11 protein-coding genes are annotated in these 12295 nt (G+C 60.8%); 10 read left to right on the top strand and 1 reads right to left on the bottom strand.

All coding sequences use genetic code 11. The features are described 5' to 3' along the window. Positions 1-3: 3 nt before the first annotated feature. From tcyN to BT199_RS13785, 8 genes are all read left to right on the top strand, one after another. A complete protein-coding gene (gene tcyN / locus BT199_RS13820) occupies positions 4-750 on the top strand; it encodes an L-cystine ABC transporter ATP-binding protein TcyN (protein ID WP_072434715.1) in 747 nt (248 codons plus the stop codon). Between the two features lie 371 nt (positions 751-1121). After that, a complete protein-coding gene (locus BT199_RS13815) occupies positions 1122-1910 on the top strand; it encodes a hypothetical protein (protein ID WP_060767880.1) in 789 nt (262 codons plus the stop codon). A gap of 184 nt (positions 1911-2094) precedes the next feature. Continuing rightward, the gene (locus BT199_RS13810; RefSeq protein ID WP_019819871.1) at positions 2095-3336 is read left to right on the top strand and encodes an SfnB family sulfur acquisition oxidoreductase; all 1242 of its coding nucleotides are present in this window, start codon (positions 2095-2097) and stop codon (positions 3334-3336) included. Between the two features lie 40 nt (positions 3337-3376). Then, positions 3377-4570 carry an SfnB family sulfur acquisition oxidoreductase gene (locus BT199_RS13805; RefSeq protein WP_072434714.1) on the top strand — a complete coding sequence of 398 codons (1194 nt, stop codon included), beginning with the start codon at positions 3377-3379 and terminating at the stop codon, positions 4568-4570. After that, positions 4570-5928, top strand: coding sequence for an LLM class flavin-dependent oxidoreductase (locus BT199_RS13800; RefSeq protein ID WP_072434713.1), 1359 nt, complete (start codon positions 4570-4572; stop codon positions 5926-5928). The genes BT199_RS13805 and BT199_RS13800 overlap by 1 nt, the downstream gene beginning before the upstream one ends. 138 nt (positions 5929-6066) lie before the next feature. Next, positions 6067-6882 (top strand): MetQ/NlpA family ABC transporter substrate-binding protein, encoded by an 816-nt coding sequence (locus BT199_RS13795; RefSeq protein WP_019819873.1) that lies wholly within the window; start codon positions 6067-6069, stop codon positions 6880-6882. Then, positions 6879-7994 carry a methionine ABC transporter ATP-binding protein gene (locus BT199_RS13790; RefSeq protein WP_072434712.1) on the top strand — a complete coding sequence of 372 codons (1116 nt, stop codon included), beginning with the start codon at positions 6879-6881 and terminating at the stop codon, positions 7992-7994. The genes BT199_RS13795 and BT199_RS13790 overlap by 4 nt, the downstream gene beginning before the upstream one ends. Beyond that, complete coding sequence (locus BT199_RS13785; RefSeq protein WP_003187635.1) at positions 7984-8628, top strand: methionine ABC transporter permease; 645 nt, start codon at positions 7984-7986, stop codon at positions 8626-8628. Before BT199_RS13790 ends, BT199_RS13785 begins: the two co-directional genes overlap by 11 nt. A gap of 2 nt (positions 8629-8630) precedes the next feature. Here BT199_RS13785 and BT199_RS13780 read toward each other — a convergent pair whose 3' ends face one another. Next, entirely contained in the window at positions 8631-9734 is a 1104-nt protein-coding gene (locus BT199_RS13780; protein ID WP_072434711.1) for a hypothetical protein, read from the bottom strand. Positions 9735-9997: 263 nt separating this feature from the next. On the opposite strand from BT199_RS13780, the gene BT199_RS13775 reads away from it, so the two are divergent. After that, complete coding sequence (locus BT199_RS13775; RefSeq protein WP_072434710.1) at positions 9998-11269, top strand: hypothetical protein; 1272 nt, start codon at positions 9998-10000, stop codon at positions 11267-11269. A 398-nt stretch (positions 11270-11667) separates the two neighbouring features. Continuing rightward, a complete protein-coding gene (locus BT199_RS13770; protein WP_072434709.1) occupies positions 11668-12294 on the top strand; it encodes a class I SAM-dependent methyltransferase in 627 nt (208 codons plus the stop codon). The last annotated feature ends 1 nt before the right edge of the window (position 12295 follow it).

Here is a 12295-nt window from a genome sequence, read left to right as displayed (position 1 = left end):
AGCATGATCGTGGTTGAAAAACTGACCAAACAATTCAATGGTCAGGTGGTGCTCAACGGCATCGACCTGGAGGTCAAGGAAGGCGAAGTGGTCGCCATCATCGGCCCCAGTGGTTCCGGCAAGACCACCTTCCTGCGCTGCCTGAACTTCCTCGAAGAACCCACCAGCGGCCGTATCAAGGTGGGTGACATCCAGATCGACAGCAGCAGGCCGCTCAACCAGCAACAGGGCCTGGTGCGACGCCTGCGCCAGCATGTGGGCTTTGTGTTCCAGAACTTCAACCTGTTCCCCCACCGCACCGCACTGGAAAACGTCATCGAAGGCCCCATCGTGGTCAAGAAGATGCCACGGGAAGCGGCGGCCGAACTGGGGCGCAAGCTGTTGGCCAGGGTCGGCCTGGCAGGCAAGGAAGCGTCCTACCCACGGCGGCTGTCCGGCGGCCAGCAACAGCGTGTGGCGATTGCCCGCGCATTGGCCATGGAGCCGGAGGTGATCCTGTTCGACGAACCCACCTCGGCCCTCGACCCGGAACTGGTGGGTGAAGTATTAGCGACCATTCGCAGCCTGGCCGAAGAAAACCGCACCATGGTCATCGTCACGCACGAGATGAGCTTTGCCCGTGATGTGGCCAACCGGGTGATCTTTTTCGACAAGGGCGTGATCGTCGAACAGGGCGAAGCCAAGGCGCTGTTTGCCAACCCCAGGGAAGAACGTACCAAGCAGTTCCTGAGCAAATTCCTCGCCCACTGATGTTCTGTGTGGGAGCTGGCTTGCCTGCGATGCAAGCGCCTCGGTGTAGCAGTCCAACCGGGGTGATCCTATCGCAGGCACGCCAGCTCCCACATAAGCGAGGCCCTACAGGGAGTCGCCATTCCACCCCGTAAAAGACCCCGCCGCCTGCCTCTTGAAATCCCCCTCCCCGTCAGACCCGTCTGAATCTCGCCAAACCCACCGTTTAGCCCTTTGCCTCCATTGACGCTCCCTGGCCAACCCTCTTATCTAGCGCCTTGAGGATTGGATCCTATCCCGGCTACTGACTGAATCGTGCCTTTCGACCCCCCTTGCGCCTGTTCGTCGAGGTTTCGGAACGATTGCTGCTGGCTGCACCAAGGAGATTACTTATGACACACGCTCAAACCTCGGCCACGCTCCGTGCCCCAAGGCTGCCCCAGGCTATTGGAAACGGCATCAGCGCCCTGGCCTCCGCCCACTTGCAAGTCGACATTTCACCCTACCCGAGCATGGAAGAAGGCGACCTGATCGAACTGTTCTGGAACAACTGCTTCGCCGCCTCGCGCAAGGTGACGGCGTGCAAGATCGGCACGTGCACCCACCTGTGCGTACCGCAGAGTTTTGTGCAGGACGGACCGGCACGCGTCCACTACCAGGTCTTGCAGATCGGCCATGGCCCGATGCGCTCGGCGGTGACCCTGGTGCGGGTCAAGACCAACTACCCCGGCGGTCAGCCTTCGCCGCGCCTGAACCCTGAAGGCGGCGATGAAAACCAGAACCTGGCGCCCGTGAACCTGCCCGAGACGATCCGCCGCCATGGCGTCAACAGCAGCCAGGTAAGGCGCGGTATTCCGCTGACCATCGAGCCTTACCTGAACATGAGCACGGGCGATGCCATCACCTTGCGCTGGGGCGATGTACGCCTGGACCTGCCCCGCATTCAGGCTCAAAGCGTCGGCCTGGCGGTGCAGGTGTGGGTGCCGCCCCACGTGATTGTCGAAGCCGGCGACGACTGCCGGTTGGAGGTCACCTACTGCATTCTCGATCGCGTGGGTAACAACTCCCGCTGGGCGCCCGCCCGCACGCTGCGCATCGCCGCCTGCACACCGCCCCGCCCAGCCTCGCCCGCGCCAGGCTATCAACCGCGTCGCTTCGGTTCACCCTGTGAACCGGGGTGACAGCCCTTCTATGCATATTCCTAAAAGTTAGTTTATTTAAATAATTAACACGCTTAGGGTATATGCACCGGACCACCGGACATTCCTGATTTTTCTGTTATTTCATTGAATGCGAGGTCGGTATGGTCAGAATTACCCCGGTGCGCAACGCCAGGGCATTGCGTGCAGCCAAGGAGCGGCGCTGATGTCTAACTTGGCTCTAACATCCCCCCAGAGTGATGTGGACGTAGCTCCCCTGCTGTTGCCCGCCACGGTGCTGCGCAACGACGCCCAGGCGCTGAGCGCCGCCCACGAGCTGGCCCAGGCTGCGCGTGCGCAGGCCGCCCAGCGCGACCAGCAACGCAAACTGCCCTGGGCGCAGCTCGAACAGTTCACCCGCAGCGGCTTGGGCAGTATTTCCATTCCCCGCGAATACGGCGGCCCCCAGGTGTCGTTTGTGACCCTGGCCGAAGTCTTCGCGATCATCAGCGCGGCCGACCCGGCACTCGGGCAGATCCCGCAGAACCATTTCGGCATCTTGCACGTATTGCAGGGCACCGCCACCGAGCGTCAGAAAAAGCAGCTGTTCCAGAGCGTGCTCGACGGCTGGCGCATCGGCAACGGCGGCCCGGAACGCGGCACCAAAAATACTCTGGAGCTCAAGGCGCGCCTCACGGCCGAAGGCGACGGTTACGTGCTCAGCGGCCAGAAGTTCTACTCCACAGGCGCCCTGTTCGCTCACTGGGTGGCAATCAAGGCCCTGAACGATGACGGCAAGCAGGTCATGGCTTTTGTACGTCGCGGCAGCGAAGGGCTGCGCATCGTTGATGACTGGTCCGGCTTTGGCCAACGTACCACCGCCAGCGGCACCGTGCTGCTTGATCGCGTAGCGGTGGACCCGGACCTGGTCATCGACAACTGGCGCCTGGGCGAAAGCCCGAATATCCAAGGGGCCGTGTCGCAACTGATCCAGGCCGCCATCGACGCCGGCATCGCCCGGGGCGCCCTCGACGATGCCATCGCCTTCGTGCGTGAGCGTTCGCGCCCGTGGATCGACGCCAAGGTCGAGCGAGCCAGCGACGACCTGTATGTGATCGCCGATATCGGCAAGCTGAAGATCGAACTGCACGCCGCCGAAGCCCTGCTGCGCAAGGCAGGCCAGGTGCTTGACCAGGTCAGCGCCGCGCCGATCACCGCGCAATCCGCCGCCCACGCCTCGATTGCCGTGGCCGAAGCCAAGGTGCTGACCACCGAAGTGGCGTTACAAGTCACCGAGAAGCTCTTCGAACTGGCGGGCAGCCGCGCCACCCTGGCCGAATTCAACCTTGACCGTCACTGGCGCAACGCCCGGGTTCACACCCTGCACGATCCGGTGCGCTGGAAGTACCACGCCATCGGCGCCTATCGGCTCAACGGCACCTTGCCGGCTCGTCATTCGTGGATTTAACCAACCAGAACACTTTTTCCACGAGCTTCTGGAGAAACTCATGACCCTTTCTCACCCCGTCGCGGTCATCACCAGCGACGAACAAGCGCTTATTGTCGCCAGCGATCTTGCTGAAGACTTGCGCCGCGACAGCGCCCAACGCGACCGCGAACGCCGCCTGCCGCTGCCCGAGCTGGACGGGTTTTCCCGCTCTGGCCTGTGGGGCATCAGCGTGCCCAAGGCCTACGGTGGCGCGGGCGTGTCCAACGTCACCCTGGCCAAGGTCATCGCACTGATCGCCCAGGCCGATGGCTCGTTGGGCCAGATTCCGCAAAACCATTTCTATGCCCTCGAAGTACTGCGGGTGAACGGCAGCCTCGAACAGCAGCAACGCCTGTACGCCGAGGTATTGGCTGGCCAACGCTTTGGCAACGCCTTGGCGGAGCTGGGCACCAAGACCGCACACGACCGCATTACCAGCCTCACCCGCGACGGCGATGGTTTTCGCATCAACGGGCGCAAGTTCTACGCCACCGGCGCGATCTACGCCCAGCGCATCCCCACCTCGGTGGTGGATGAAAACGGCGTGCAGCAACTGGCCTTCATACCGCGTGACAGCGAGGGGCTGACGGTGATCGATGACTGGAGCGGCTTCGGCCAGCGCACCACCGGCAGCGGCTCGGTAGTGTTCGACAACGTGTGGGTCGCGGCGCAAGACGTGGTGCCGTTCCAGAGCGCCTTCGAACGCCCGACTACTGTCGGCCCGCTGGCGCAGATCCTTCACGCAGCCATCGACACCGGCATCGCCCGCGCAGCCTTTGAGGATGCCTTGCATTTTGTGCGCACCAAGACCCGCCCGTGGATCGACGCCGGCAACGACAAGGCCACCGAAGACCCGCTGACACTCAAGAGCTTCGGCCACCTGAGCAGCCGCCTGCACGCCGCCGAAGCCTTGCTGGAACGCTCGGGTGAATTCCTCGACCGCGCCCAGGCCGACAGCAATGCCCAGACCGTCGCCGCAGCCTCCATCGCCGTCGCCGAAGTGCGCGCCCTGAGCACCGAGATCTCCCTGGCGGCCGGCAGCACCCTGTTCGAACTGGCCGGCAGCCAGGCGACCCTGGCCGAACACGGCCTGGACCGCCACTGGCGCAACGCCCGGGTGCACACCCTGCACGACCCGGTGCGCTGGAAATACCATGCGGTTGGCAACTACTACCTCAACGATGAAAACCCGCCGCTGCGGGGGACCATCTGATGAGCAAAAAAAAGATCCTGCTCAATGCTTTCAACATGAACTGCATCGGGCACATCAATCACGGTTTGTGGACTCATCCACGGGACAACTCGACCGAGTACAAGACCCTCGAATACTGGACTGAACTGGCGAAGATCCTGGAGCGCGGGTTGTTCGACGGTTTGTTCATCGCTGATATCGTCGGCGTGTATGACGTGTATCAGGACTCCATCGACGTGCCGCTCCAGGAGTCGATCCAGTTACCGGTCAACGACCCGTTGCTGCTGGTGTCGGCCATGGCCGCCGTCACCCAGCACCTTGGCTTCGGCCTTACCGCCAACCTCACCTATGAGCCGCCGTACCTGTTCGCCCGGCGCATGTCGACGCTGGATCACCTGAGCCGTGGCCGGGTGGGTTGGAACATTGTCACCGGCTACCTCGACAGCGCCGCCAAGGCCATGGGCCTTACCGAACAGGTCGAGCATGACCGGCGCTACGACCAGGCCGATGAATACCTGCAGGTGTTGTACAAGCTCTGGGAAGGCAGCTGGGAAGACGACGCGGTGCACAACGATCGCCAAGCGCGGGTGTATGCGCAACCGGGCAAGGTGCACAAGGTAGAGCACCACGGCGAGTTCTATCAGGTGGAGGGTTACCACCTGTGCGAGCCCTCGCCCCAGCGCACGCCGGTGCTGTTCCAGGCCGGCAGTTCCGAGCGCGGCTTGCTGTTCGCCGGGCGGCATGCCGAGTGCGTGTTTATCAGCGGGCAGAACAAGGCCGCGACCAAGCGCCAGGTGGACAAGGTGCGCGCCAGCGCAGTGGAGGCTGGGCGCAACCCGGACGACATCAAGGTGTTCATGGGCCTGAACGTCATTGTGGGCGCCACTGAAGCGTTGGCCTGGAACAAGCACGCCGAGTACCTCAGCTACGCCAGCGCGGAAGCCGGCGTGGCGCACTTCTCGGCCTCGACCGGGATTGATTTTGCCCAGTACGCGTTGGACGAACCGATCCAGTATGTCAAAAGCAACGCGATCCAGTCGGCCACCCAGAACCTGCAGAACAACGACTGGACCCGGCGCAAATTGCTCGACCAGCACGCCTTGGGCGGGCGCTATATCACCCTGGTGGGCTCGCCTGAACAGGTGGCCGATGAGCTGGAATCCTGGATCAGCGAAACCGGGCTGGATGGTTTCAACCTGACGCGCATTGTGACGCCGGAGAGCTATGTGGATTTCATTGAGCTGGTGATACCGGAGCTACAACGACGGGGCTCGTACAAGACGGAATATGCGCAGGGAACGCTGCGGGAAAAAGTCTTCCACGACACGGCTCGCTTACCCAAACAACACACCGGCTCTACCTACCGCCACGTTGTTTGATCGTTCCCACGCTCCGCGTGGGAATGCCTCTTGGACGCTCTGCGTTCGCTTTGGGGACGCGGAGCGTCCCTGGCTGCATTACCACGCGGAGCGTGGGAACGATCTCGCTACCTAAGACCTTATGACTGGAAAACCACTATGAAAAAGACATTCTTAAACAACCCAGTCAAAGCACTGGCCCTGGCCTTCGGCTTATTCAGCTCGGCGGTATTCGCCGCCGACGCCCCGCTGAAAATCGGCACCACCGCCGCCTTCGCCATTCCGCTGGAAGCCGCCGTAGAAGAGGCCGGCAAGCAGGGCCTGAAGGTCGAACTGGTGGAGTTCACCGACTGGATCGCGCCCAACGTCAGCCTCGCCGCCGGCGATATCGACGTGAACTACTTTCAGCACATTCCCTTCCTGGAGAACGCCAAGGCCGCCGCCGGGTTTGACCTGGTGCCGTACGCGCCGGGCATCATCAACAACGTCGGGCTGTATTCGAAAAAATACAAAAGCTTCAACGAGCTGCCCGCAGGCGCCAGCGTGGCGATTGCCAACGACCCGATCAACAGCGGTCGCGGCCTGCAACTGCTGGCCAAGGCCGGGCTGATCACCCTCAAACCGGGCGTGGGCTACAAGGCCACAGAAGAAGACATCATCGCCAACCCGAAAAACATCAAGATCCTGCAAGTGGAAGCGGTGCAACTGGTGCGCGCCTATGACGACGCCGATCTGGTGCAGGGCTACCCGGCGTACATCCGCCTGTCCAAGACCTTCGATGCCGAGTCGGCACTGCTGTTCGACGGCCTCGATCATCCGGAATACGTGATTCAGTTCGTCATCCAGCCCAAGAGCAAAACCGACCCACGGGTGATCAAGTTCGTCGATATCTACCAGCACTCGCCGGTGGTGCGTGCAGCTTTGGACAAGTCCCTCGGCAAGCTCTATCAGGTCGGTTGGGAAGCTAAACCATGAGTGCTACCAACGCCCGATTGCGCGACCTGGACCCTGCGCCCAGCCACGCGGAACAGACTGAACTGCACCCGGACTTGAACCGCGCCCATGTGCGGTTCATCAACCTGGGCAAAACCTATGACGGCACGGTGCATGCGCTGCAAGGCATTGACCTGGCGATCCAGCGGGGCGAAGTGTTCGGCATCATCGGCCGCAGCGGCGCCGGCAAGTCATCGCTGATCCGCACCATCAATCGCCTGGAACAACCCAGCAGCGGACGGGTGCTGATCGACCAGGTGGACATCGGCAGCTTCGATGAAGACCATCTGGTGGCGCTGCGGCGACGCATCGGCATGATCTTCCAGCACTTCAACCTGATGTCGGCCAAGACCGTGTGGCAGAACGTCGAGTTGCCGCTCAAGGTCGCCGGTGTGCCCCAGGCACAACGCGCGCGAAAGGTGCATGAACTGCTGGAGCTGGTAGGCCTGCAAGACAAACACAAGGCGTACCCGGCGCAGCTGTCCGGCGGGCAAAAGCAGCGCGTCGGCATCGCCCGCGCGCTGGTGCACGACCCCGAGATTCTGCTGTGCGACGAAGCCACCTCGGCCCTCGACCCGGAAACCACCCAGTCGATCCTCGGCCTGCTGCGCGAGATCAACCAGCGCCTGGGCCTGACCATCGTGCTGATCACCCATGAGATGGCGGTGATCCGCGACATCTGCCACCGCGTAGTGGTGCTGGAGCACGGGCGTATCGTCGAGCAAGGCCCGGTGTGGCAGGTGTTTGGCGATCCGCAACATGAGGTCAGCAAGACCCTGCTCGCACCGCTGCAACACGGCTTGCCGCCAGAGTTGCAACGCCGCCTGCAACCCACGCCCGCCTCGGCCGACGCCGCACTGGTGCTGCGCCTGCAGTTCACCGGCAGCGACACCCTGGAGCCAGACCTCGCGGCACTGTTCAGTGCCCTCGGCGGCCGTGTGCGTTTACTACAAGGGGGCGTGGAACGCATCCAGGGGCATGCCTTGGGGCAACTGCTGCTGGCGGTGAATGGATCGCCGCACAACGCCGAAGAACTGCGCAAACGCGCGGCCAACTGGGCACAACAGGTGGAGGTGCTGGGCTATGTGGTTTGATCGTTTAGTGCAGGGCGCCATCGACACCTTGTTGATGGTGGGGGTGTCATCGCTGATCGCGCTGCTGGTGGGCATTCCGCTGGCGGTATTCCTGGTCACCAGTGACAAGGGCGGCATCTACCAGGCACCGGCGCTAAACCGCGTGCTGGGAGCGTTCGTGAATCTGTTCCGCTCCATTCCGTTTCTGATCCTGATGGTGGCGCTCATCCCGTTCACGCGCCTGATCGTCGGCACCACCTATGGCGTCTGGGCGGCAGTGGTACCGCTGACCATCGCCGCCACGCCGTTCTTTGCACGCATCGCTGAAGTGAGCCTGCGCGAGGTCGACCATGGCCTGATCGAAGCCGCGCAGGCCATGGGTTGCCGCCGCTGGCACATCATCTGGCATGTGCTGTTGCCAGAGGCGTTGCCCGGCATCGTCGGCGGCTTCACGATCACCCTGGTGACCATGATCAATTCATCGGCCATGGCCGGAGCAATCGGCGCCGGTGGCCTGGGCGATATTGCCTACCGCTATGGCTACCAGCGCTTCGATACGCAGATCATGCTCACCGTGATTGTGTTGCTTGTGGTGCTGGTGGCGGTGATCCAACTGAGTGGGGATAGGTTGGCGCGGGTGTTGAACAAGCGCTGACGTCACGGGCACTCATCCAGTTGGGCAACACTGGCACGGGGCACGAAGGTGATGGTTTTTTCCTTGGCCTGCCAGGGCCGCACGATATAGCTGCCATCCGAGTCGGCCATCACTCGCAGTTTTACGCTGCGCTTGGGGTTGTCGGCGTCTACCAGCGCGCCGGGAACCTGGGCCTGCGCCGTCCAGGTCATCAGCGTACAAACGCGCCCTCCCGAGGCGGATCCTTGCAGCGGCAGGCCGCCCAACTTGGCCCCACTCGCCGGGATCAGCCCGAGTAAAACGATGAGCGCAAAGGCCACCAACGAGGCGAACGCCACCGGGTTTTTCTGGACGCGCATACGCACCACCAGGCAGGCGGCGCTCCCCTGGATCAGGAACAGCACAGCCATTTCAGCGGCCATGAACGGCGCAAAGAACACGGCGCTGTCGGAGTACTCGCTGAAGGCGCGGGAGACCGGCACCGTCACCATTAGAATGACCACCATTTGAATGGCCCCGGCGCCAGCACTGGCCAGCCAGAACTCGCCGGACAACTCACGCAGAGCAACATGGGCGGGGCGCGCACGAATAATGATGCCGACATAGGCCACTACCGCCGCCATGATCGCCACGATCCAACTGAGCGTCAGCAAAAGCCCACTTTCGGCGTTCACGGACAGGTACACGGCGGACATCCAGAACACAAACATCACCAACAGGCTGGCCGCCCAATGCCCCAGTAACCTCCTGTGCTGGGCCGTCTCTTGCGGCGACTGCGGGCTGAGATTGAGTTGATCACTCAGGCGCACACCGGTGCCGTTCAGGCGCGTGAACAAGATGAAGGTAGGGATCAGGATCGACGCGCCCATCATGCCGATCACAAATACCAACATGGCGAACATCGCCGGCAAGGCAGTGAACGCCGACGCCGACAAAATACTCAGCGGTACCTGTTCGACCTGGATGTACTGGTACAGGTACAAGCCTGCCACCGAGAGAATCCCCACCGTCAGCGGCCAGGCCCGCTCATTGAGCCAGAACAGCCCATTGCTCAATCTCGTGGCGTATTGGTCTACCTTGTTCGGTGCGGTGTCGTTGCCAACGGGTGAACGTTTTTCCTCTTCCATAGATGGATAACCCTCTTTGAATTAGGGCCGAATCTTACCCACAATCCCGCGGGGCGGTATGTCGGAATACCACAGTACGAACCCAGTGAAGTGCACTACATCGAATACACGTCTTTAAACTGAATCAGACGGAGCCTGAGGTTCCCTGTCACGAGTGCGGAGCAAAAGCTGAAACTACTCGCCTATACCTGTTAACTCTGACAGTTGTTGATTGTTTTCTGCGTGTATCTAATCAAACAGAATCTCTCACCAAGGATGGACTGATGATGAAAATGCACTCTTTAGGGTTTGCAGGTTGCCTGTTACTGAGCGCGGTCAGCTTGACCGTCAACGCTGCCGCCTACACCAACTTAGGGCATGAAGCGGGAGCACAATGCGAAACCTCCGGCATCAACGACAGTGGTATCGCTGTGGGCAATTGCACTCCGGCCAGTGCCAGCGCCAACAATGTCCCTTGGTTAGCAGATACGAACACAGAGAACTCACAAGTAGCGCTCAAGCCATTGGTTGCTGAACAGCCTTGCCGCGCCCTCAATATCTCGAACGCCGGCTGGATCGGCGGTATCTGCAAGAACGCAAACAATGTCAACACCGCCGTGGTCTGGAACGCCACCACTCCAAATAACACTCCGACACCTCTCAAGCCGCTTCCTGGGGTAGTGCTGCCGTTGCGTGCCGCGGACGTAAAGACAATCATCATGGCGTCCAATCAACGCGGGGATATGGTTGGATGGAGCATCAGCAGCAATCAGGAGCTATCTACCGTCATATGGCTCGCGGGGGATGACACGCCTAAGCGGGTATTTTCTTCGCTGCTTGGACTGCTTGGGTACAACGATAAATGCGTTCCAGTGGGCGTCAGTGACAGCCTTTCGAATGGCTACCCCAGCATTGCCATGAACTGTCCCAGAACCAACGGCATCACAATTCCCCAAGTAGCTAAGGCTAACGTTACGACCTATACCATAAGCTCTTTACCCATAGCGACTGGAGCCAATCGTTGCTATGTCAAAGGGATCAATAACACACTGCAATCGGTAGGTTACTGCGAGTATCCCGATACCGCCACCAACCCGGTCCGGACCGCAGCCTGGATGACACCGACGACAGCGCCTCTGACCTTGACCCTTTCTATCAAGTCCAAAAATGCCGGACGCGCGATCAACAACACGGGGGTTGTGCTGGCATCACGGCAGGACGATACCGGTAGAGTGGGCGACTTAACGTGGATTCCCCTAGCAGGGTTGGCGGGCATTCAGCTGATTCAGCCCCCGACGGGAGCCGTGTCGACACAAGCGTTCGGTATTGCCGATAACAATACTGTTGCGCTTAACAGCGACGTTGATCAGTACCTCACCGGCTGTATCTGGTCACCTGCAACCGGTGGAAACGCTGCGGCCACCCATTGTCTGGCTTCGATTGGTGGAGGCAAAAAAAACTGGCTGAGCACCTTCTCTCAAAGCGGAAGCTACGCCGGGGGTGTAAACCTCAACAGCACCCAGGATATGGATGCGGTAGCAGTGGAGCTGCCCTGAGTGCATTAATACTTGAGGCAGCAAACGCCACTTCATGCCAACGACCTATAACTTCAGGGAAAAATCATGTCAAAACTCATGACGTCGAACAGCCTTGCGTCTGTCACATTGTTATTTAGTGTTGCTATAAGCGGTACCGCTGCAGGCACCCCATCGATAACAGGGGAGGTAATTTCTGAACTCGTCCTAGACAACGCCACCGCCATCTCTTTTCCAATTGAACCTTGGCCTTTGCCACCACCTGAAACGCGGAAGGTGGTAGGACAATTTTGCTACCTATTTCCTTGTGATAAGGGCGGTCCTAATTGGCACAATATTTACGAAGATTAGTTAAGCCTAGATTGTGGTAGCGGCCCAGGCATCGGATATAGTTGCTGTGTTCTCACTGAAATAGCCCTATGAAACTCGAACCCGACGACCTCAACCAGATCACCTCCACCACCCTGGGCCATTACAACAAGGTGGCCGAAGACTTCCGTGAAGGCACCCGCGATCACGATGTGAGCCAGAACATCGACGCGCTGCTGCGGCATATCCAGGGCACGCCGCCGTTTACCGTGCTGGATTTCGGCTGCGGGCCCGGGCGGGATTTGCAGACGTTTACGCGCATGGGGCATATCGCCGTGGGCCTGGATGGCTCCGAACGTTTTGCGCAGATGGCCCGCGAAGACAGCGGCTGTGAGGTGCTGCAGCAGGACTTTCTCAAGCTGGACCTGCCCGCCGACCGCTTCGATGGCGTGTTTGCCAATGCGGTGCTGTTTCATATTCCCAAGCAGGAGTTGCCCCGAGTGCTCAAAGAGCTGCACGGCGCGTTGAAGCCTGGGGGCGTGCTGTTCAGCTCGAACCCTCGGGGCGAGAACCAGGAGGGCTGGAATGGGCCGCGGTATGGCTCTTATCACGATCTGCAGGCCTGGCGGGCCTTGCTGACCGCAGCCGGGTTTGAAGAGTTGGAGCACTACTACCGGCCGGCCGGGTTGCCGCGGGAACAGCAGCCTTGGTTGGCGAGTGTGTGGCGTAAAGTTTAGT

The organism is Pseudomonas sp. NFR02 (assembly GCF_900119375.1).
GTDB classification, from domain to species: Bacteria; Pseudomonadota; Gammaproteobacteria; order Pseudomonadales; family Pseudomonadaceae; genus Aquipseudomonas; species Aquipseudomonas paracarnis.
This window is presented reverse-complemented; position numbering and strand designations above follow the sequence as displayed.

Coding starts and splice junctions, on each gene's coding strand:
- BT199_RS13770 (WP_072434709.1), top strand. CDS start 11,668: ATGAAACTCGAACCCGACGACCTCAACCAGATCACCTCCACCACCCTG.
- BT199_RS13805 (WP_072434714.1), top strand. CDS start 3,377: ATGACCCTTTCTCACCCCGTCGCGGTCATCACCAGCGACGAACAAGCG.
- BT199_RS13800 (WP_072434713.1), top strand. CDS start 4,570: ATGAGCAAAAAAAAGATCCTGCTCAATGCTTTCAACATGAACTGCATC.
- BT199_RS13810 (WP_019819871.1), top strand. CDS start 2,095: ATGTCTAACTTGGCTCTAACATCCCCCCAGAGTGATGTGGACGTAGCT.
- tcyN (WP_072434715.1), top strand. CDS start 4: ATGATCGTGGTTGAAAAACTGACCAAACAATTCAATGGTCAGGTGGTG.
- BT199_RS13815 (WP_060767880.1), top strand. CDS start 1,122: ATGACACACGCTCAAACCTCGGCCACGCTCCGTGCCCCAAGGCTGCCC.
- BT199_RS13785 (WP_003187635.1), top strand. CDS start 7,984: ATGTGGTTTGATCGTTTAGTGCAGGGCGCCATCGACACCTTGTTGATG.
- BT199_RS13795 (WP_019819873.1), top strand. CDS start 6,067: ATGAAAAAGACATTCTTAAACAACCCAGTCAAAGCACTGGCCCTGGCC.
- BT199_RS13780 (WP_072434711.1), bottom strand. CDS start 9,734: ATGGAAGAGGAAAAACGTTCACCCGTTGGCAACGACACCGCACCGAAC.
- BT199_RS13790 (WP_072434712.1), top strand. CDS start 6,879: ATGAGTGCTACCAACGCCCGATTGCGCGACCTGGACCCTGCGCCCAGC.
- BT199_RS13775 (WP_072434710.1), top strand. CDS start 9,998: ATGATGAAAATGCACTCTTTAGGGTTTGCAGGTTGCCTGTTACTGAGC.